Origin of the sequence: Burkholderia sp. Tr-20390, assembly GCF_017104595.1 — a bacterium.
In the GTDB taxonomy this organism is placed as follows: domain Bacteria; phylum Pseudomonadota; class Gammaproteobacteria; order Burkholderiales; family Burkholderiaceae; genus Burkholderia.
Map to the genome: position 1 here is coordinate 1 of NZ_JAAGPC010000074.1, position 19,706 is coordinate 19,706.

Annotated in this window: 17 protein-coding genes; 15 read left to right on the forward strand and 2 right to left on the reverse strand. The window is 62.9% G+C overall.

The annotated features are described in order from the left end of the window. The 13 genes from G3N98_RS20750 to G3N98_RS20810 all read left to right on the forward strand — a co-directional run. The coding region (locus G3N98_RS20750; protein WP_206149091.1) for an aminopeptidase N C-terminal domain-containing protein at nt 1-977 on the forward strand (977 nt) is incomplete at its 5' end. 637 nt (nt 978-1,614) lie between these two features. Next, nucleotides 1,615-2,106, forward strand: a complete 492-nt coding sequence (locus tag G3N98_RS20755) for an RNA polymerase sigma factor (protein WP_089459803.1) — start codon at nt 1,615-1,617, stop codon at nt 2,104-2,106. Between the two features lie 42 nt (nt 2,107-2,148). Next, nucleotides 2,149-3,123, forward strand: coding sequence for a FecR domain-containing protein (locus tag G3N98_RS20760; RefSeq protein ID WP_089476586.1), 975 nt, complete (start codon nt 2,149-2,151; stop codon nt 3,121-3,123). A 466-nt stretch (nt 3,124-3,589) separates the two neighbouring features. After that, complete coding sequence (locus tag G3N98_RS20765) at nt 3,590-5,884, forward strand: TonB-dependent receptor (RefSeq protein WP_206149092.1); 2,295 nt, start codon at nt 3,590-3,592, stop codon at nt 5,882-5,884. Between the two features lie 107 nt (nt 5,885-5,991). Then, nucleotides 5,992-6,657: an energy transducer TonB gene (locus G3N98_RS40355; RefSeq protein ID WP_206149093.1), complete on the forward strand. Its 666-nt coding sequence runs from the start codon at nt 5,992-5,994 to the stop codon at nt 6,655-6,657. 30 nt (nt 6,658-6,687) lie between these two features. Continuing rightward, the gene (locus G3N98_RS20775; protein WP_089459807.1) at nt 6,688-7,413 is read left to right on the forward strand and encodes a MotA/TolQ/ExbB proton channel family protein; all 726 of its coding nucleotides are present in this window, start codon (nt 6,688-6,690) and stop codon (nt 7,411-7,413) included. 1 nt (nt 7,414) lies between these two features. Continuing rightward, on the forward strand, nt 7,415-7,825 hold the full coding sequence (locus G3N98_RS20780; RefSeq protein ID WP_206149094.1) for a biopolymer transporter ExbD: 411 nt from the start codon (nt 7,415-7,417) through the stop codon (nt 7,823-7,825). Nucleotides 7,826-7,839: 14 nt separating this feature from the next. Then, nucleotides 7,840-9,153, forward strand: a complete 1,314-nt coding sequence (locus G3N98_RS20785) for a thioredoxin domain-containing protein (protein WP_206149095.1) — start codon at nt 7,840-7,842, stop codon at nt 9,151-9,153. 25 nt (nt 9,154-9,178) lie between these two features. After that, the gene (gene tldD / locus G3N98_RS20790; protein WP_206149096.1) at nt 9,179-10,645 is read left to right on the forward strand and encodes a metalloprotease TldD; all 1,467 of its coding nucleotides are present in this window, start codon (nt 9,179-9,181) and stop codon (nt 10,643-10,645) included. A gap of 62 nt (nt 10,646-10,707) precedes the next feature. After that, nucleotides 10,708-12,474, forward strand: a complete 1,767-nt coding sequence (locus G3N98_RS20795; RefSeq protein WP_206149097.1) for an ATP-binding cassette domain-containing protein — start codon at nt 10,708-10,710, stop codon at nt 12,472-12,474. 53 nt (nt 12,475-12,527) lie between these two features. Beyond that, entirely contained in the window at nt 12,528-14,342 is a 1,815-nt protein-coding gene (locus G3N98_RS20800; RefSeq protein ID WP_206149098.1) for an aminopeptidase P family protein, read from the forward strand. Nucleotides 14,343-14,432: 90 nt separating this feature from the next. Next, entirely contained in the window at nt 14,433-15,803 is a 1,371-nt protein-coding gene (locus G3N98_RS20805) for a metallopeptidase TldD-related protein (protein ID WP_206149099.1), read from the forward strand. A gap of 183 nt (nt 15,804-15,986) precedes the next feature. Beyond that, on the forward strand, nt 15,987-16,349 hold the full coding sequence (locus G3N98_RS20810) for a Fis family transcriptional regulator (RefSeq protein ID WP_241026011.1): 363 nt from the start codon (nt 15,987-15,989) through the stop codon (nt 16,347-16,349). A gap of 227 nt (nt 16,350-16,576) precedes the next feature. On the opposite strand, the gene G3N98_RS20815 is transcribed toward G3N98_RS20810, so the two are convergent. Together G3N98_RS20815 and G3N98_RS20820 are read right to left on the reverse strand one after the other, a co-directional pair. Then, nucleotides 16,577-17,056 (reverse strand): DUF1348 family protein, encoded by a 480-nt coding sequence (locus G3N98_RS20815; protein ID WP_047851177.1) that lies wholly within the window; start codon nt 17,054-17,056, stop codon nt 16,577-16,579. Between the two features lie 126 nt (nt 17,057-17,182). Then, the gene (locus G3N98_RS20820; RefSeq protein WP_089476594.1) at nt 17,183-17,431 is read right to left on the reverse strand and encodes a hypothetical protein; all 249 of its coding nucleotides are present in this window, start codon (nt 17,429-17,431) and stop codon (nt 17,183-17,185) included. A 164-nt stretch (nt 17,432-17,595) separates the two neighbouring features. Here G3N98_RS20820 and G3N98_RS20825 point away from each other — a divergent pair, with 164 nt between their 5' ends. Both G3N98_RS20825 and G3N98_RS20830 read left to right on the forward strand, forming a co-directional pair. Then, nucleotides 17,596-18,183, forward strand: a complete 588-nt coding sequence (locus G3N98_RS20825) for a TetR/AcrR family transcriptional regulator (protein ID WP_089476595.1) — start codon at nt 17,596-17,598, stop codon at nt 18,181-18,183. Nucleotides 18,184-18,804: 621 nt separating this feature from the next. Further along, a complete protein-coding gene (locus G3N98_RS20830) occupies nt 18,805-19,704 on the forward strand; it encodes a LysR substrate-binding domain-containing protein (RefSeq protein ID WP_206149100.1) in 900 nt (299 codons plus the stop codon). Nucleotides 19,705-19,706: the final 2 nt, after the last annotated feature.

The following is a 19,706-nucleotide window of genomic DNA, read 5'->3' on the forward strand; positions in this document are numbered from 1 at the left end:
TGCTCGCGCACGACAGCGATCCGTTCAACCGCTGGGAAGCCGGCCAGCGCCTCGCGACCCGCGCGCTGCTGACGCTCGCCGCGCGTGCGGCCGCGAACGAGCCGCTCACGCTCGGCGAGAACTTCGTCGCCGCATTCCGCCGCGTGCTGACCGACGCGACGCTGTCGCCGGCGTTCCGCGAACTCGCGCTGACCTTGCCGTCGGAAACCTACCTCGCCGACCAGATGGCGGAAGCCGATCCGGCCGCCGTGCATCGCGCACGCCAGTTCGTGCGCCGCCAACTCGCCACCGCGCTGCGCGCGGAGTGGCTCGCCGCCTACGAGCAGCACCAGACGCCCGGCGCCTACGAACCGACGCCGGAGGCCTCCGGCCGCCGCGCGCTGAAGAACCTCGCGCTCGCGTATCTCGCCGAACTCGAGGATCCGGCCGATGCGGTGCGCCTCGCGACCGCGCAATACGATGCGGCGAACAACATGACCGATCGCGCGGCAGCGCTCGGCGCGCTGCTGTCCGCCGCGGCCGCCGGCACGACCGAACCGGCCGAGCGCGCGCTCGACGATTTCTATCGTCGCTTCGAGAAGGAAGCGCTCGTGATAGACAAGTGGTTCGCGATGCAGGCTGCGCAACGCGGCACGCCCGCGCAGCCGACGCTCGCGAAGGTCCGCAAGCTGCTCGCGCACCCGGCGTTCAACCTGAAGAATCCGAACCGCGCCCGCTCGCTAATCTTCAGCTTCTGCGCGGCCAACCCCGCGCAATTCCATGCGGCCGACGGTTCGGGTTACGCGTTCTGGGCGGAACAGGTGCTCGCGCTCGACGCGATCAACCCGCAGGTCGCGGCGCGCCTCGCCCGCTCGCTCGAACTGTGGCGCCGCTTCACGCCGGCGCTGCGCGACCGGATGCGCGAAGCGCTCGAGCAGGTCGCCGCCGGCGCGAAATCGCGTGACGTGCGCGAGATCGTCGAGAAGGCGTTGGCTTGACGGTTGGACGCGTCGGCGATTTCAATTGATCCGGTGGTGCGGGATTCCATGCGTCTTGCAGATAGATGGCCAATGCCGAAGGCGGCGGTCACGTATCTGCCAATCATGTGCGGAGCATTTGTCACCGAATGGATTCTTCCTTGACGGAAGACGCCGGCGCCCCCGCATCGCTCGCGACAGACGTGCCGCAATGTCGGACAGCTCCGCTCTGTATTGCCGACGCAATCACGTGGTCATACTAATTTTAATTCGGAAGATTTCAATTCGTATGTCGAATTTATCGATGTAACGACGACGCGATTCAGAATAAAAATACTTTCCATATTTCTTTCGCGAGATCGTGCCGCTTATCGAGGGGGTTTTCTTTGTGCGCGTGTCAGAAGTCGCTGCGCCGGGATTTATGCGTTCCTAATTCGTCATATTAAGTGAAACGTAAGATCTCGGCGGGCGGTAGGAAATTATGTCTCGACAAAAGTTAAAAGCGCCCAAAAAAAGAAATTCATTCTAAATTGGCGTCGCTATGATGATGTCATCTTAGGGGCGAACGCTTGAAATTGATTTGGTCAGATCACGGCGCGGCAGCCGGTCAATTCTTACGATCTCCATGTATCGCTGGATGTGGGACGGAGCAACGCAAATGGCTAGCTTTATCGATGATCTCTTGCGGGGCTACGCCGACCTCCGCCGTGTTCTCACCCGGGAGTTGAGCGCTGACGATGCCGCCGATATTGCGCAGTCGTCCTTCGAGCAGGTGCTCCGCTATGCGGGGCAGCGCCCGGTTGAATCGCCGGCCGGCCTGCTGTTCGCCATCTCGCGCAACCAGCAGATCGATTCCGCTCGACGCAGGAAGCGTGTACCGCACCAGTCGCTCGACGACGTCGACGGACTCGTCGACCAGTTGCCCGTATCCGAACTGACGCCGGAGCGACGCTATGCTGCGCGTCAGCGGATGGAGATTCTCGGCAAGGCGCTGGATGCGTTGCCACCCCGTTGCAGGGAGGCATTCGTGTTGTGCAAGTTGCACGGTCTTTCGTATGACGAGACTGCGCAGGAGATGGGAATCAGCACGACCGTCGTGCGCAAGTACCTGGTTCAGGCGATGAAAGAATGCAGAATCGCCTTGCTGTAGAATGAATCATTCGATTCGCTACGGATTGTGCCATTTTCAACGATGACATGGACCGAGTCGCAAAAGGACGAGGCTGACGAACTCCTCGTAACGATCAATTTTGGTCGGGGCGAGGAGCGAACCCTTGCGCGTGCTGCGCTCCAGCGCTGGGCTGGAGACGATCCGAAACGTCTGGCGTATATCGCCGAGCATATGAGCGTCGACCGAGAGGTTGACACTTTCGTGCACGAACTGCGCGGTCGCTACAGGCGTCATCTTTCGCCCTCCCGGGAAGCAGTTGTGCGACGCGCGCCGAGATGGCCCGCAATCGCGAGTGCAATCGGTTTCGGTGCGTGTGCATTCGCAGTGGCCGCATGGGCGGTCAATCCGGTACTGTCGGAGCAGCGTTTTTCGTCGGCTATCGGTGAGCAGGTCGACGCCGCTCTGGATGACGGCAGCCACGTGCGCCTCAATACCGCTACGTCGATACAGTTCGTCAATCGGCTCCGGTCTCGGGAAGTGACGATGCTGGAAGGCGAGGCGCTCTATGCCGTCAAGCACGACTCCCTGCGTCCTTTTCATGTGATTGCCGGCGCGACCGATATCCGCGATGTCGGCACGCGCTTTTCCGTACGCGTTCGTCCCGCCGATGTGGACGTCGCGGTACTGGAAGGGCGCGTCGAGCTGTCGCTCCGCTCGGGCGGCCCTGTCGTCGATCTCGACGCGAACGAAGCGGCGAGGGCAACCGGAACGCAGATCGTCGAAGTATCCGACAGTCAGGAATTCGACGCGATGGTGAGCTGGAAGGATCGGCGCCTGCAATTCGACGGCACGCCGCTGTCCGGCGTCGTACACGAATTGCAGCGCTACCGGGTCGCCCGCATCGTGCTTGCGGATAACGTCGCGGCGCGGTTTCGCGTGACGGGCGGGTTTTCAATTTCGGATCCCGATGTTTTGCTGAGATCGTTGCCCATGGTCGCCCCCGTGACGGTGAAGTTTCAGCCGGACGGGACAGCCGTGATCGCATCGCGTCGATAGCGCCGCTTCCGCGTGTTGCTGCTGCCGTCAATGTTCGCGCCTGACGAGGCGACGCCGGCGTTACACGTCCTCGTATAACGAAAACGCCGAAGAATTCTTTCGCGCTGGCAAGGAGCCAGCTGTCCATCGGTCGGTCCTGGTCTGCGGTCGTCGCACCGCCCGGTGCGCCCGAGCACGGACGCGCGCTCGCTATCGACGCGCGATAACTTCCAGCAGCGCTTCACTCTCCACTCCTCACAACTTGCTTCCGCCGAGCGATTTCGCGATGGCGACACGCAACCGACAAGCCGTTCTTTCGGGCTCGCGCAGGCAGCCCGATTCAAAAGCATTTGGCTATCGTCGCGATGAAAAATTTCAATAGCGCGCCGCTGGTCCTTTTTGTTCCCTGCTTCGTCTTTAGTAGTGAAGCCTGATCGATAACAACGTCAAGGCTCACTCACATCTTTGCACTGACAGAGAGGGGACAATGAAGAAATCAAAGCAGCCTGTGGCAAGGGCGTTGGCAAGGCATGTGGCGGCCATCGTGGTCGGAATGGCGAGCATTCCGTTGTATGCGCAAACTTCAATCAATTTGCCCGCGCAGTCGCTTTCCGCCACGTTGTCACAGCTCGCTCGCGAGGCCGGCGTCAATATCCTCGCGCCCGATAACATCGTTGCGGGCCGCGCCGCGCCGGCGGTGTCGGGCATGCTGACCGTGAATGACGCGTTGGCGCGCCTGTTGAACGGTACTGGTCTGCGCGTCGAGCAAGTGGACGCGAAGACTTACGTCATCAAGCGGTCCGACCCACCGCCTTCGCCGGGCGCGTCGAAGTCGGGACAGGATTCAGTACTCCCGACGATCACGGTAAGTGAAAGTACCAGCAGCGCCAGCCTCGATAAGGGCTTCGTCGCCGATTCGACCAGCACGGCGACGCGCACCGATACGCCGATTTCGCAGACCGCGCAGTCGATTCAGGTCGTCACGAAGGACCTGCTCAACAGCAAGCAGACTCAAACGGTGTCCGAGGCACTCGCCAACGTCAGCGGTGTCACGTTGCTGGACTGGGGTAATGGTGCTCAAGTCAGTGTCCGGGGCTTCACAGCGGCTACGATGAGCAATGGCCACAACGATACGGGGTCCAGCAATTCGCTGGATATTCCGGTGGCCGGCGTGGAAAGAATCGAAGTGCTCAAAGGTGCCGACTCCATTCTTTCGGGAGCCATGGTTCCGGGCGGCGTGGTCAACATCGTGATCAAAAGACCGACCGCCGAAACCGTTCGGCAGCTGACGCTGCAAACGGGCTCCTACGGCGACTGGATGAGCTCGATCGATCTGGGTGGCGCGTTGACGAGCGACAAGTCGCTCCGTTATCGGTTCGTCTTGTCCGCCGAGCGTGCCGGTGAGTCCTTCGGCGGTTACGACGGCCAGAGAAACTTCTACGTCGCGCCGTCGATCGAATGGAAATCGGGTAACACGGACATCGTTCTCGGCTACCAGCATCAGGTGGTCAACAGACCGCCGATACAGCTGACACAGCCTCGGCTCGGCGACGACCCGCTGCCGATCCATTCGCGCAGCACGCCATCCCAGAATTCGCTGAGCCAGATGGATACGCTGTCGGTCGATTTCACACAGCAGCTCGGATCGATCTTCAAGTTTGAAAGCAAGGCGCAATATCAGCAGTCGACTTTTTCCCTGCGTGATTTCTATGATCCGATCGGCATCGGATCCGGGAAGACCGTTTTTGTGGGCTTCAATGACCGCTCGCGTTCCTACGGCTTCGACCTGGACAATCATCTGCAGGCGAAGTTTTCGTTGGGCCCGGTCAAGCAAACCGTTCTCGTGGGCGTGAGCAACAGCGACTATTGGACCGATTTCATCGGTTTGCCCATGAAGTTTCTCGTTGCCCCATTCCCGCTGGCTTCGGCACCGCCCATTCCCGGGACGCCGAAATATTACGGCAGCCCCGTCAAATCGTACTCCAGCACGGTCTACTTCCAGGATCAGATCACCTGGGACAGGTTGCATATCCTCGCGAGCATCGCCCGCGGGACGGTATGGGGCACCAATACGGCCTCTCAATCGCAATGGTCGCCGAACCTCGGCATCCTTTACCAGCTCACGGATAACGTCGCCGTTTATGCGAACGCGTTGCGCAGTTTCTACCCGCAATATGGAACGCTTCTGCTGGATGGCAGTGTGCCGCCTCCACAAATCGGGCGATCGGTCGAGGCAGGCTTCAAGTTCAACTTCTTCGACGATCGCCTGAGCGCAACGGCCGACGTATTCAGAACGGCGCAAAGCAACGTCCTGATTGGAGTCCCCGGCACGAACTTCGCCACGCTAGGCGGGGGGATGGTGGTACGCGGGGTAGAGCTCAGCCTCACCGGCCGTCTGTTCCCAGGTTTGAACGTTGCCGCGAACTACACCTTCAGCAATCAGCAGCAAATCCCGGACGATGTGAGCGAAGTGCCGCGTCATAGCGGCACGATCTGGATGACCTACGACCTGCAGGGCGAGCGTTTGCATGGGTGGGGCGTCGGCGCGGGCGTCGAAGCGCGCAGCGGCTATCAAGTGTCGAACTCCCGCCTCGGGGTATTCAAGGCTCCGGGGCAAGCGCAGACCGATGCGAGCGTGTATTACCACGCGAAGCAATGGACGGCGACCCTGGGCGTCAAGAACCTGTTCAACCGCACCCTCTATCAGAACCAGATGACTTCATCGATCGTCGGCCTGCAGCCAGGCCGACTGATTTATCTGACCGGACGCTACAACTTCTGAGGCATGTCGTGGATAGTTCGATCGTATTGCCGTCAAGGGAAGCATCCGGCCCTGCAGCAGCGGGCCGGAAGGTTCGTATCGGTTATGGACGGCCTGTCGCAATCGGCGTGGCAGTGGCGCTGCATGCATTGCTGCTGGTCGCGTTCTGGAAGGCCGACGTCCATCTCGACCTGCATGCCGGGAAGCTCGCGTCGGCCGGATCGTCGATCAGCGTGACGCTGGTGAACGCGCCGCAACCGACCCCGACGCCCGTTCCGCCGCGGCCACCCGTCAAGCCGGTGACGCGCAAGCCGCCCGTGCCGCACCGCGCGCCCGTGCTCGCCACGCATCACGACGCACCCCGTGCGGCCCAGGCGGCGACCCCGCAAGTGCATGAACCGGACCCGCCGGTGCCTACGCCGCCCGCCGTCCAACCCGTCGAGACAAGCGCGAAGAGCGCCCCGTCGGCGCAGCCGGCAGCCGCGCAGATGATGGCGCTCGCCGGTGGGCAGGACGCCAAGAGCGTGGCACACGTTTCATGCGACATCGAGCGGCCGCCGTATCCCGCGCTTGCACGCCGGCTGGGTCACGAAGGCAAGGTGATGCTTCGCGTGACGATCGGCATCGACGGCCGCATCACGGAGGCGACGACCACCGAATCGAGCGGTTTCGAAGAACTCGATGCGGCCGCGCGTGCCGCGATGCTCGCCGGGCATTGCAAGCCTTACCTGGAGAACGGGACGCCGATCGTCGTTCGTGCGCTTCAACCACTTGAATTCAGATTGGACAACTGAGCTGCAAGCAGCTCGTCGAGGAGTACAGCAATGAACTACGGAATCGCAGACATCGTAAATCGTGGCGACACGATCAGTCACGCCATCGCGCTGGTCCTGGTCGTCATGTCGCTGACGTCGTGGGCGGTCATGCTCTACAAGGGCGCGCAACTGATCCGCATGAGAAGGCAGAGTAAAGCCGCCGAGCGAAAATTCTGGCAGGCGGGTTCGATCGAGGAAGGGTGTGCGGCACTGGGTCGCTTCGACCACAGCAACCCGTACCAGAATCTCGCGGAGGCCGCGCGTGAAGCATCGGAGCGACATAACGATACGCACCTGAAGGAAGTGCTCTCGCCGGACGACTGGCTGCAGCGCTGCCTGAGCGTGGCGCTCGAAGAGCAGGTTGCCCGAATGGCGAGCGGCCTCGGGGCGCTTGCATCGGTCGGCAGCACGGCGCCGTTTGTCGGCCTGTTCGGCACCGTCTGGGGGATCTATCACGCGCTGCTCGGCATCAGCGAGGCGGGGCAGAGCAGTCTCGCGCAAGTGGCCGGGCCCGTCGGCGAATCGCTGGTCATGACCGCGTTCGGCCTGTTTGTCGCGATCCCTGCCGTGCTCGGCTACAACGCGGTGTCCCGCGGCAATCGCATGATCGTCCACAAGCTCGCGCGCTTCCGCCACGAGTTGCACGCGTATCTGATGAACTCGGACCGTCATCGCACGGCTTCCGTTCGCGTGAAGATCGAGCAGAAACGCGTCGCGACGGTCGAGGAGAGCTGACATGGCGTTCTTTGACGACAGCCACGACGACGTCATGAGCGACATCAACATGACGCCGCTCATCGACGTGATGCTCGTATTGCTGATTGTGTTCATGGTGACGTTGCCGGTGATCAATCACGCCGTCAAGCTCGACTTGCCGAGTGCGAACAGCAGTCCGAACGATACGCGGCCCGCGCACGTGAGTTTATCGGTCGACGCGAGCGGCACGGTGATTTGGGACGAGAAACCCGTTGAAGCCGATGCACTGGATGCCAGGCTGAATCAGGCGGCGGCCCAGCAACCTCAGCCGGAGATCGAGCTGTATGCCGACCGGGCCGCGCGTTATGAATCGGTGGCCAACCTGCTTTCGGCGGCCCAGCGCGCAGGCCTCGTGAAAATCGATTTCGTCACGCAGCCGAAATCAAAATAAATTTAGGAATATGAATGATGTCAATTCTTGATACGACCGCCGCGACGCTGCTCGACGACGTGTCGGGCGAAACAGCCGTACTCGTGGATTTCTGGGCACCGTGGTGCGGACCTTGCCGTGCGCTCGCGCCTCATCTGGATCGGCTTGCGAAGGACTATGAGGGGCGACTGAAGATCCTGAAGCTGAACATCGACTCCGAGCCGGACGGCGGAAAGAAATTCGGTGTGAGGGCGATTCCGACGCTGATCTTTTATGCGAACGGCAAGGAGCACGACAGGCTGACCGGCCCGTCGACCATACGGATGCGCATGACGATGGAGAAATGGTTTGCGCAATGCGGACTGGAGACGCCGGAATCGGCCGCGAGCGAAGCCGGAAACAACGAGCCGGAGGCCGCCGCGGTCGATGCACCGGCCGTGGAATGGTGCAGCTTCGGCGGCGATGAAGCGCACAAGGATAGATGCATCAGCCGCTATCACGAGCTTTCGGACGCGCAGCGCGGCAGTGAGCGCGTCCAGGAACCCTCGACGCGGCTGGCAGGCGCCCGGGGTCAGTTCGAGGAGGTTGTCGGGGTACCACGGCAGTTCGGGGACCTCGTCGATTCGATCTGGATCTTCCTGAGCCGAGTCAAGGAGGGTGCGGAAGAAGCCGATGCGACGGCGCTGAAGATCTTCCACGCAATTCCGGTGGGCGCGAATCTCGCGCGCGCCACGACCGACGTTCTCCATGAACTCGTTTACCGCTCGCGCTGGGAGATCACGCAGTACTTCACGGGTGAAACCGAGCGCGGCATCGTGTTGCGCATCAAGGCAGCGCACGCGCGCGAGCTCGCCGGCGAGAAGATCGCGGCAAAGGAATGGGAAGCGTTGCAGCGCGCGGCCGTGATGCTGGGCGTGGGTGACGGATCGGCCGACCTCGAGGCAAGCCAGATGCTCGAGGGCTTGGCCGGTCCCATGTCGGACTGGTCGGCCAATGGGAAACTCCACATGATCCTGAAGTACGTGAATCGGGAGCTTCGCCGCAAGGCCGATTGGCGTGACGACGAAGAGCAGAAAATCACCGCGATGATCGAACGCGCTACCGAACAGGTGCACAGCGAGATCGGAAGTGCGCCGCGCGACGACGCCGCAGCGCGGGCGGCATGGGTGTCGGCCTTCATCGAGCGCCGCGGGGCATTCATTCAACAGTGCCGGGAGCAGGACCCGGACCTCTGGAAGCGATACGACGTCGTCAGCATGGATAGCGCGCGGCAAGCCGCAATCGTCTGTGCGGATGTGGCGGAATCCCTGTTGACTTGGCTGAGCGCGAACGCGCCCCGTTCCGTTTGAACCTTTTTCCTTCCTTCGATTATTCATGATCTCTGTTGATCCCTCCTTGCGTAATCTGATCGTCGCAAAGGACATTCTGCTGACGCCCTACGGCGTCGACGAGAGCCTGCTCACGCGCACGATCGCCGACATCTTCACGCATCGCGTCGACTACGCGGACCTGTACTTCCAGGCACGCCGCAGCGAAGCATGGCGACTCGAGGAAGGCATCGTGAAATCGGGCAGCTTCAGCATCGGCCAGGGCGTCGGCGTGCGTGCGGTCGCGGACGACCGCACCGCGTTCGCGTTTTCCGACGATCTCTCGCCCGCGGCGATCGCGCAGGCGGCCGCGGCCACCAAGGCGATCGCGGCGGCCGGCGGCGGTATGCAGAAAGTGACGGCGGACGCTTCGCTGAAGAGCGTGACGGGCCACGACCTGTATCTGCCGTCCGATCCGCTCGCGTCGCTCGACGCGACGGCCAAGGTCAAGCTGCTCGAGCGCATCGAGCAGATGGCACGCGGCCGCGACCCGCGCATCACGCAGGTGATGGCAGGCCTCGCCGGCGAATACGACGTCGTGCTGGTCGCCCGCAGCGACGGCGCGCTCGCGGCCGACATCCGCCCGCTCGTGCGCGTGTCGGTCACGGTGATCGCCGAGCAGAACGGCCGCCGCGAGATCGGCTCCGGCGGCGGCGGCGGCCGCTTCGACTACGGCTACTTCACCGACGACGTGCTGTCGCGCTACGTCGATGACGCGGTGCACGCGGCGCTCGTGAACCTCGACGCGCGCCCGGCGCCCGCCGGCACGATGACCGTCGTGCTCGGGGCCGGCTGGCCCGGGATTCTGTTGCACGAAGCGATCGGCCATGGCCTCGAGGGCGACTTCAACCGCAAGGGCTCGTCGGCGTTCGCCGGCCGGATCGGCGAGCGGGTTGCAGCGAAGGGCGTGACGGTGGTCGATGACGGGACGGTGCCGAACCGCCGCGGCTCGCTGAACATCGACGACGAAGGCAACCCGACGCAGCGCACGACGCTGATCGAGGACGGCATCCTGACGGGCTACATCCAGGACACGCTGAATGCGCGCCTGATGAAGATGCCGGTTACCGGCAACGCACGTCGCGAGTCGTACGCGGCGCTGCCGATGCCGCGCATGACCAACACGTACATGCTGAACGGCGACAAGGATCCACAGGAAATCATCGCTTCGGTGAAAAACGGCTTGTATGCGGTCAATTTCTCCGGCGGGCAGGTCGACATCACGAGCGGCAAGTTCGTGTTCTCGGCGTCCGAGGCGTACATGATCGAGAACGGCAAGATCACCTACCCGGTGAAGGGCGCGACGCTGCTCGGCAGCGGCCCGGAATCGCTGAAGTACGTGAGCATGATCGGCAATGACTTGTCGCTCGACAAGGGTGTCGGCACGTGCAGCAAGGAAGGCCAGGGCGTGCCGGTCGGCGTCGGCCAGCCCACACTGCGGCTGGACGAGGTGACGGTTGGCGGAACGCATTAAGCCAGGATCGATACGGCTCGTTTCGACGGACTTTCGCGCCCGATCAATGTACGAATAAAGACATGTTCACTGCCACCACGCAAGCGGACCCGAAGGACTACAGTCTCAACGGCCGCTTCTTTCGACGTTTCATCGACATATCCCGCCCCTACTGGACGAGAGCCGGCGCATCGCGCTCATGGCTGGCACTCGGCATCTTCATCTCGTTCTCGCTGTTCGAGATCCTGCTTGGCGGCAAGGTCTCGATCCTGACCCGGCAGATGAGTGACGCGCTGGTGGGGCGCCACGAGCTGTCTTACTGGCGCCTGTTCTTGCTCGTGACATCGATCGGCCTGGTCATCAACAACGGCATCCTCAGTCAGTTCTTCGATTTCGTCTATACCCGGCTCGCGATCCATTGGCGCGCATGGATGACGAATGACCTGATGTCCCGGTATCTGGGGGCCCGGACGTACTACCGGATCGAACAGGATGGCGACGTCGACAACGTCGACCAGCGCATTCAGCAGGAAGCGGGGCCGTTCTGCAACATGGCGGCGATGTTGCCGCGCATCGCCATCTATTCGGCCGGCACGTTGGGCATCCAGGGCTTGCTGCTTCGTCAGATTTCCCCGCTCTTGTTCTACGGCGTCATTGCTTACGGCATCATTTCCGCCGTGGTGACGTGGCTGCTGTACCGGCCGCTCATTCGCCTGAACTTCGACCTGACCGTTTCCGAGGCTGAGCTTCGCTTCGGTATCCTGCATGTCAGAAGCAATGGCGAGACGGTCGCGCTTTACCGCGGCGAATCCGCCGAGGCGCGCAGCGTGGCGCGACGGCTGGACAAGGTCGTGGACATCGCGATGGGCACCGCGCGCTACGCCTTCATCATGCGATCGACCGAGTCGCTGGTCGGCGTCGTCTGGACGCTGTTGCCGGTCGTCATCCTCGTGCCGCTCTACTTCAGCGGCAAGATCAGTTTCGGCGTGGTGACGCAAGGAACGGCGTCGGCAACGCTGCTGCTTCAGGGCATCCAGCGCGTGACGACGTTCATGCCGATATTCGCGTCCGCCGCGCCCCATGTGGTGCGGCTTGCCCAGATCGTCGAAAAGGCGGATGCGGTGAGCGCAGCCCATGCCGATCGCGCGGAAACCATCGCGTATCAGGAAGGCAACGCGATTCAACTGACGCGTCTTACGCTCCAGACGCCGGGCCGCGAGCGCACGCTGCTGCGAGGATTGAGCCTGGCAATCGGCTGGGGCGAGCACTTGCTGATCATGGGGCAAACCGGCGTCGGCAAGAGTTCGTTGCTGCGCGCCGTGGCGGGACTGTGGCGAACGGGCAGCGGAACGATCACGATGCCGCCGCCGCAGGATGTGCTGTTCCTGCCGCAACGTCCGTACATGCTGCTGGGAAGCCTGCGCGAGCAGATCCTGTACCCGGAGACGGAAAGCACGCATACCGATCAACAGCTCCAGGCCTTGCTGGAGCAGGTCAATCTGCCGGATCTCGCGCGCAGGCATGGGGGATTCAATACGGTGATCGATTGGTCGAGAGTGCTGTCGTTGGGAGAGCAGCAGCGGATCGGCTTCGCACGCGCACTGGCTGCGCGCGCCCGTTACGTGTTTCTCGACGAGGCAACGAGCGCTGTCGACCTGGCCACCGAGCAATCGCTGTATCGGGCACTCGCGCTGGCCGGTGCAACGTACGTCAGCGTCGGCCACCGCGATTCGCTGCTGGCGTACCACCAGAACGTACTCCGGCTTCAGGCGGAGGGCGCGTGGCAATTGCTGACGGCGGAGCAGATGCAACGAGAAACCGATCGCGTGAAGAATGAAGACGCCGCGTGACGGGCGATTCGGCAACCCGTCACGGGCGCCATTCCAAACACAAACGAACGTTCATGAATCAACCTCTACCTGACATGACGCCGGCGGCGGCTCGCATTGCGCAACTGCGCGACGCGATGGCCCGCGAGAATACTGCCGCGTACCTCGTGCCGTCCGCCGACCCTCACCTGTCCGAGTACCTGCCCGAACGCTGGCAGGCGCGCCGCTGGCTGTCCGGCTTCACGGGCTCGGTCGGCACGCTCGTCGTCACCGCGGATTTCGCGGGCCTGTGGGTCGACAGCCGCTACTGGGTGGAGGCCGAGGCCGAACTGGCCGGTACGGGTGTCCAGCTGATGAAGATGACGGGCGGTCAGCAAAGCGCGCCGCATGTCGAGTGGCTCGCGCAGAACGTGGCGGCCGGTGCGACGGTCGGCGTCGACGGCGCGGTGCTCGGGGTCGCGGCGGCCCGCACGCTGACGGGGGCGTTGAACGCGCGCGGCATCGCGCTGCGCACCGATCTCGACCTGCTCGACGCGATCTGGCCCGATCGTCCCGGGCTGCCCGATGACGCGGTATTCGAGCACGTCTCGCCGCAGGCCGACACGAGCCGCGCGCGCAAGCTCGCCGAGGTGCGCCGCGCGATGCGCGCGCAGGGCGCGCAATGGCATTTCGTGTCGACGCTCGACGATCTCGCGTGGCTGTTCAACCTGCGCGGCACCGACGTCGCCTTCAACCCCGTGTTCGTCGCGCACGCGATGATCGGCAGCGATCGCGCGACACTGTTCGTCGCCGACGGCAAGATCTCGCCGGCACTGGTCGCGGCGCTCGCGCAGGACGGCGTCGAGGTTCGCCCGTACGATGCCGCGCGCGCCGCGCTCGCGGCGCTGCCCGACGGTGCGACGCTGCTGATCGATCCGCGCCGCATGACGGTCGGCGCGCTCGAGGCGGTGCCGGCCGGCGTGAAGCTGACCGAGGCCGTGAACCCGTCGACCTTGGCGAAGTCGCGCAAGACGGCCGCCGAGATCGAGCACGTACGCGTGACGATGGAACACGACGGCGCCGCGCTCGCCGAATTCTTCGCATGGTTCGAGCAGGCGGTGAACCGCGAGACGATCACCGAGTTGACGATCGACGAGCAGCTCACGGCCGCGCGCGCACGGCGCTCCGGCTACGTGCAGCCGAGCTTCGCGACGATCGCCGGCTTCAATGCGAACGGCGCGATGCCGCACTACCGCGCGACGCCCGAGTCGCACGCGACGATCGCCGGCGACGGCCTGCTGCTGATCGATTCGGGCGGCCAGTACACGACCGGCACGACCGACATCACACGCGTCGTGCCCGTCGGCACGATCAGCTACCTGCAGCGCCGCGATTTCACGATCGTGCTGAAGTCGATGATTGCGCTGTCGCGCGCGCGCTTTCCGCGCGGCATCCGCTCGCCGATGCTCGATGCGATCGCGCGTGCGCCGATGTGGGCGGCCGGGCTGGACTACGGTCACGGTACGGGTCACGGCGTCGGCTACTTCCTGAACGTGCACGAGGGTCCGCAGGTCATCTCGCACTCCGCGCCGGCCGAGCCGCATACGGCGATGGAGGAAGGGATGATCACGTCGATCGAGCCGGGCGTGTACCGGCCCGGCAAATGGGGCATCCGGATCGAGAACCTGGTCGTGAACCGCGAGGGCGAGCAGACGGAGTTCGGCGACTTCCTCGCATTCGAGACGCTGACGCTGTGCCCGATCGACACGCGCTGCGTGCTGATCGACCTGCTGCACGACGACGAGCGCGCGTGGCTGAACGCGTATCACGCGACGGTGCGCGAGTGCGTCGGCGGGCACGTGAGCGGCGACGCGAAGGCGTGGCTGGATGCGCGCACGCAGCCTGTCTGACGAAGCCAGCCGGGTCGACACAAGAGGGAGCGTCACGTCACCGACGGTGACCTGTGACGACACGTCATAACGAATACGAGACAGTGAAACATGGAAGCCAACCTGAACATGCAATCGAATGAATTTCTGCATACGCAAGACGAATTCAACCAATATGCGGCCGACGTCCTGGCGCACGCCAAGGCTATCGGTGCGACCAGCGCGATGACAAGGATCGCGGAAGGCAGCGGCTTCTCCGTATCTGTTCGGCGTGGCGCGACCAATACCATCGAACACAAGCATAGCAAGGGCGCCAGCGTCATCGTCTATGTCGGCAACAAGCAGGGTACGGCGACCACGTCCGATTTATCCCCGGCTGCCCTGAAAGATGCGGTCGCTGCCGCTTACCATATTGCCTGCGCCACGGCCGAGGACACGGCGACCGGGCTTGCCGACGACGACCAGCTCGAACATTCGCCGCGCGATCTCGATCTCTACCACCCGTGGTCTCTGTCGATCGACGGAGCGCTGGAACTGGCGCGCCGAGCCGAGGACGCTGCGTTTTCGGTGAGCCCGCAGATCCAGAATTCGGAGGGTGCGAGCGTCGACACCATGAACGGACACTTCGTGCTCGCCGCGTCGAACGGGTTTCAGGGAGGCTACGCGTCGTCGAATCACTCGATATCATGCAAACCGCTGGCGGGAAGCGGCAGTCATATGCAGATGGAATCCTGGCACACGTCGCAGAGGCGGCCCCAGGATCTGGCGTCGCCCGAATTCGTGGGGCGTTACGCAGCCGAGCGTGCCATCGCGCGTGTGCAGCCGCGCCCCTTCGAGACCAGAAAGGTTCCTGTGCTGGTGGAGGCGCGGTTGGCGACGGGTTTGCTGATGAATTTCGTCCAGGCGGCCAGCGGCAGCGCGCTGTTCGCGAAAGCGTCTTTCCTGGTCGACAGTCTCGGGAAGAAGATCTTCGCTTCGCATGTCCGTATCGACGAGGATCCGCATGTACCCGCTGCGATGGGCAGTGCGCCGTTCGACGGCGAGGGCGTGAGAACGCGGAAGCGTCGCGTCGCGCACGACGGTGTGATCGAAGGCTACTTTTTGTCGTCTTACGCGGCAAGAAAACTCGGCATGCAAACGACCGGCAACGCGCACGGCCCGCACGGTCTGTCGTTGCGCAGCACGGCAACCCTGCCGGGCGACGATCTCGACGGCATGCTCGAGCGCCTCGGGACGGGGCTGCTGCTCACGTCGATGATCGGACAGGGCATCAATTTGGTGACCGGAGACTATTCGCGAGGCGCCGCCGGGTTCTGGGTCGAGAACGGCAAGATCCAGTACCCCGTGGAAGGCATTACGGTCGCCAGCACGCTGCAGCAGATGTTCAGGAACATCGTTGCGGTGGGAAGCGATACGTTTACGGCGGGCGCGTTGACGTCGGGCTCGGTGTTGATCGAAGAAATGACCGTGGCCGGACGATGAGCGGTTTCGTCGAGATCGCGTCGGCTCGCGGGGCGTTGCCTGGACGATTGCCGAATGGCTTTTCCGGGCTGCGTGGAAGGGGGAGCCTTCGTCCGGCAATTTCCTGGACAGTGATCGATGCGTGATTTCCATAGCCGGGCTCGCCAATCCAGTCTGAGGAAACGCGCTCGAAAGATCGATTGCATGCCGCTTCCCCGGCATGTCAGGGATAGTCTGGCGCTCGAATATCATCTGCAACTCGAAGCACTGAAGGCGGGCGTTGGGACGTTGACGTCGCTGCAATTGCTGACAAGGGTGGCACTGGCCGCCGATATGCTGCGATCGCTGGGGTATGGCGCAGCGGAAACGCGGGGGTTCCATGAGTACGAGGCCGCTGCATGGAATGCGCTTCAGGCTGGGCGGGATGGCGAGATCCAGTTCGACGAGGACAGCTATCGGTTATTCGCCGAGCTGGTGACGAGCCATGATGACCAACTGGCTCGCGCTCCCGTGAGCGCGATCGAGGCCGTCGCGAATCGACTGGAATCGGCAAGTCGCCAGGCGTGACACTGCACGGTCGTCTTTTGAAAGTTGACCATGCAGAAGTGGAGTGGGCAGCAATCGCTAGAGGGCAGGCTAGGTGAGAAGGACAGCGAGACACCCATGAATTCCCAAGCTGGGTGGGGTTGCTCCGTCATACCAAGCTTCGGGAGGCAGTTGTCGCAGAGACTGCCTCACCGTTGCCTTTGTTTCCCCGCATGCTTCCAATCGAAGCGATACGATCAGCCTAGCTACTAGAGGCCGAGATCCGACAAGCCGGGATGATCATCCGGCCGACGGCCCAGGGGCCAGTGATATTTGCGCTCGGATTCCTTGATCGGCATATCGTTGATGCACGCATAGCGGCGTTGCATGAGGCCATCCTCGCCGAACTCCCAGTTCTCGTTGCCGTAGGAGCGGAACCAGTTGCCCGAGTCGTCGTGCCATTCGTAGGCGTAGCGCACGGCGATGCGATTGCCGCCGAACGCCCACAGTTCCTTGATCAGACGATACTCGTGCTCCTTCTTCCATTTGCGCTCGAGGAACGCCTGCGCTTCCGCTCGATTGTTCGCGAACTCTGCGCGATTGCGCCATTTCGTGTCGAGCGAATAGGCGAGCGCGACCTTGGCGGCGTCGCGCGAATTCCAGCCGTCTTCCGCGAGACGGACTTTCTCGATGGCCGTCTCCAGCGTGAACGGCGGAAGCGGCGGGCGGAGTTCAGTGTTGGTCGACATGGTGTTTCCTCAGTGGCTGGTGGATGAAGACCCGATACCGGGTCGAAGGGTGGATAAGCGCAGTGCTGCGTGTTCTCGATCGCTTAGTCTGGCGACTCGCCCGTGTGCAGGGCGGACTTCGCCCGCTTACACCGCGAAGGTGATGTAACCGCCCGAGTGCGTCATGATGTGCGCCCAACGCACGGCCGCGTACAGGCCCTCGGCGGATGCAAAGTCGCTGCCGTCAATCGCGACGACCCACTGGTCCTCTTTGAGGCGAAGCGCGAGTCGATGGTTTTCGATCAGGTCGCTGTACCAGCGCCATGTGGCCGGATTCGACTTATCGGCCTGCAGAGCTTGATGAAGGGCAGTGACTTCGCAATCTGAGGGGCACATGACAGTCTCCTTGACGGACCGACCTTGAGTGATTGAGACAGGTCTGTATCAATACTGGTGTAGACAGGTCTGTCTGTCAAGAAATTTCTGTGCCGCTCGGCGCCTATGCAGAGACAGGTCTGTCTGCCATAATGGAGGCATGATCTGGCAAAAAAGGGGCCGAAATGTCACAACCCTCCGCACGCGACCGGATATTGGAAACCGCTGCGCACCTGTTCTATCAGGACGGGTTTCGTGCCACGGGCATCGACAAGATCATCGCCGAGTCAGGCGTCGCAAAAATGTCGCTTTACCGGCACTTCGCCTCCAAGAGCGAACTTATTGCAGCGTTCCTGGACCGTCGTCACGAGTTCTGGATGCGCTGGTTTGTCGAAGAGGTGGAGGCCCGTTTTGCTCAGCGTGCCGGGCTGCCCGTCATCGCGGAAGCCTTAGGTGAATGGTTTGCGCAGGAAGACTTCCGTGGTTGCGCCTTTATCAATGTGGTCGCCGAAGCCGGATCGACGGGAGACCCGGGGCATCTTCAGCAGGCCGTATCACATAAGCACGCGCTTGAGCAGTACATTGCTGAACTCGCTGGCCGCCTCAGGCTCCAGTCGCCTGCTACCGTCGCCGCAGATGCGATGCTCTGCGTGGAAGGCATGATTGTGCGCTATCAGGTGACACACGATCCCACCGTGGCGGATTCGGGCAAGCGTGTACTGGCGAGAATCGAAGAAGGCGCGTCGACAAGGCGCAGGTCCAAAGCTGCTTGAAGGCGCCATTTCTGCGTGGACGTCAACACGCGTGTCGAGTTTCATGTACGCCGAGGCCTCTCATCCGAGTAACCGTTCTTCCAGTTGTACAGAGGCCCCCCTGTCGTCGTCCAGCTTTCGCGCCACCGCCTGTGCACTTGCTTCCCGTGTGCACAGTTCGGACGCCAATAAAGCAGGTCGGCCGACCCTCTACTTCGGCGTGCGCCGGCGCTTCCCTGCCGGCATCGCGGTCGCCGTGCAGGCACGATCCCGAAGCACCGCTCAATCAGCAGTAGCGATTGCCCGCTCAAGCTCGGATTTCGCACAACGCGTGACCGCCGCTGCCGGCACCGCAAGGGAAGTTGCCACTGGGCTTCGCGGCACCGCGCCTGGTGCCGACTTTAATTCGTGGCGAGCAATTCCTTGAATTCAGAAGAGTGCCCGGCTCCCGGGCGGATGTGAGCCGGCGAAGGGACATCTCCACTTCGCAAACGAGGACAAACCTTGTTTGGGTCTACGGCGAACGGAGGCCCTCCGGCGCCCTGGAATTGACGCGTAATATATTGGACTGGCTTTGCCTGGATGATCGCCCGAGCGCGATATCGCTTTGCCGGCGTTCTGCAAATTTCCCAAGATTCCAATATGCGTATCCCGCCGCTCAAGGCCATCATCGCGTTCGAAAGCGTCGCCCGGACCAAAAGCGTCAACCGCGCGGCGGAAGAGCTCGGCCTGACCGCGTCCGCCGTCAGTCATCAGCTCAGCAACCTCGAATCGCAGATCGGTCAGCCGCTGTTTCAGCGCTCGGGGCGCGGCCTCGTCCTCACGCCGACCGGCGAACGCTATTTGGCCGACGTCACCGGCTCGTTGGCCGACCTCAGCCGCGCGACCGAGCGCGCGTCGAGCCGCACCGAAGTCGATATCCTGCGCGTGCATTCGAGCCCGAGCTTCGGATTGATGTGGCTGCTGCCGCGGCTGTCGTCGTTTCAGGAGGCGAACGGCGATATCCAGCTGAACCTCGCGTGCTCCTACGAAAACGTGTCGTTCTCGAACGGCTTCTACGATATCGACGTCCGGCACGGCTACGGCAACTGGGACAACCTCGAGGTCCGGACCGTGCGCGGCGAGTTCATCGCGCCGCTCGCGTCGCCGCGCTATCTCGAGCGGCATCCGGTGAACGCGCCGGAAGACCTGCTCGCGCACCGGCTGATCTATTCCGAAACGCCGCTGGTCCAGTGGAAGCAGTGGTTCGGCCGGACCGGCGTGCCGCTCGCGGCCCAGAAGACCTTCGATTTTTCGTTCGACCGTTCGTACATGTCGCTCGAAACCGCCGCGCTCGGCCTCGGCATTGCGCTCGAAAGCCTGATGCTCGCGTCAGTGAAGATCCGCGAAGGGCTGCTGGTGCCGGTGTTCGACTCGGCCCATGCGGTCGAAGTCGGCGCACATCATCTCGTTTACCCGCGTCAGAACGCGGAACTGCCGCGCGTGAAGCGCTTCCTTGCCTGGATCGAGCGAGAAGTCGCGGGTCATCAGCAAACGGGTTGACC

Coding starts and splice junctions, on each gene's coding strand:
- G3N98_RS20755 (WP_089459803.1), top strand. CDS start 1,615: ATGGCTAGCTTTATCGATGATCTCTTGCGGGGCTACGCCGACCTCCGC.
- G3N98_RS20760 (WP_089476586.1), top strand. CDS start 2,149: ATGACATGGACCGAGTCGCAAAAGGACGAGGCTGACGAACTCCTCGTA.
- G3N98_RS20765 (WP_206149092.1), top strand. CDS start 3,590: ATGAAGAAATCAAAGCAGCCTGTGGCAAGGGCGTTGGCAAGGCATGTG.
- G3N98_RS20775 (WP_089459807.1), top strand. CDS start 6,688: ATGAACTACGGAATCGCAGACATCGTAAATCGTGGCGACACGATCAGT.
- G3N98_RS20780 (WP_206149094.1), top strand. CDS start 7,415: ATGGCGTTCTTTGACGACAGCCACGACGACGTCATGAGCGACATCAAC.
- G3N98_RS20785 (WP_206149095.1), top strand. CDS start 7,840: ATGATGTCAATTCTTGATACGACCGCCGCGACGCTGCTCGACGACGTG.
- tldD (WP_206149096.1), top strand. CDS start 9,179: ATGATCTCTGTTGATCCCTCCTTGCGTAATCTGATCGTCGCAAAGGAC.
- G3N98_RS20795 (WP_206149097.1), top strand. CDS start 10,708: ATGTTCACTGCCACCACGCAAGCGGACCCGAAGGACTACAGTCTCAAC.
- G3N98_RS20800 (WP_206149098.1), top strand. CDS start 12,528: ATGAATCAACCTCTACCTGACATGACGCCGGCGGCGGCTCGCATTGCG.
- G3N98_RS20805 (WP_206149099.1), top strand. CDS start 14,433: ATGGAAGCCAACCTGAACATGCAATCGAATGAATTTCTGCATACGCAA.
- G3N98_RS20810 (WP_241026011.1), top strand. CDS start 15,987: ATGCCGCTTCCCCGGCATGTCAGGGATAGTCTGGCGCTCGAATATCAT.
- G3N98_RS20815 (WP_047851177.1), bottom strand. CDS start 17,056: ATGTCGACCAACACTGAACTCCGCCCGCCGCTTCCGCCGTTCACGCTG.
- G3N98_RS20820 (WP_089476594.1), bottom strand. CDS start 17,431: ATGTGCCCCTCAGATTGCGAAGTCACTGCCCTTCATCAAGCTCTGCAG.
- G3N98_RS20825 (WP_089476595.1), top strand. CDS start 17,596: ATGTCACAACCCTCCGCACGCGACCGGATATTGGAAACCGCTGCGCAC.
- G3N98_RS20830 (WP_206149100.1), top strand. CDS start 18,805: ATGCGTATCCCGCCGCTCAAGGCCATCATCGCGTTCGAAAGCGTCGCC.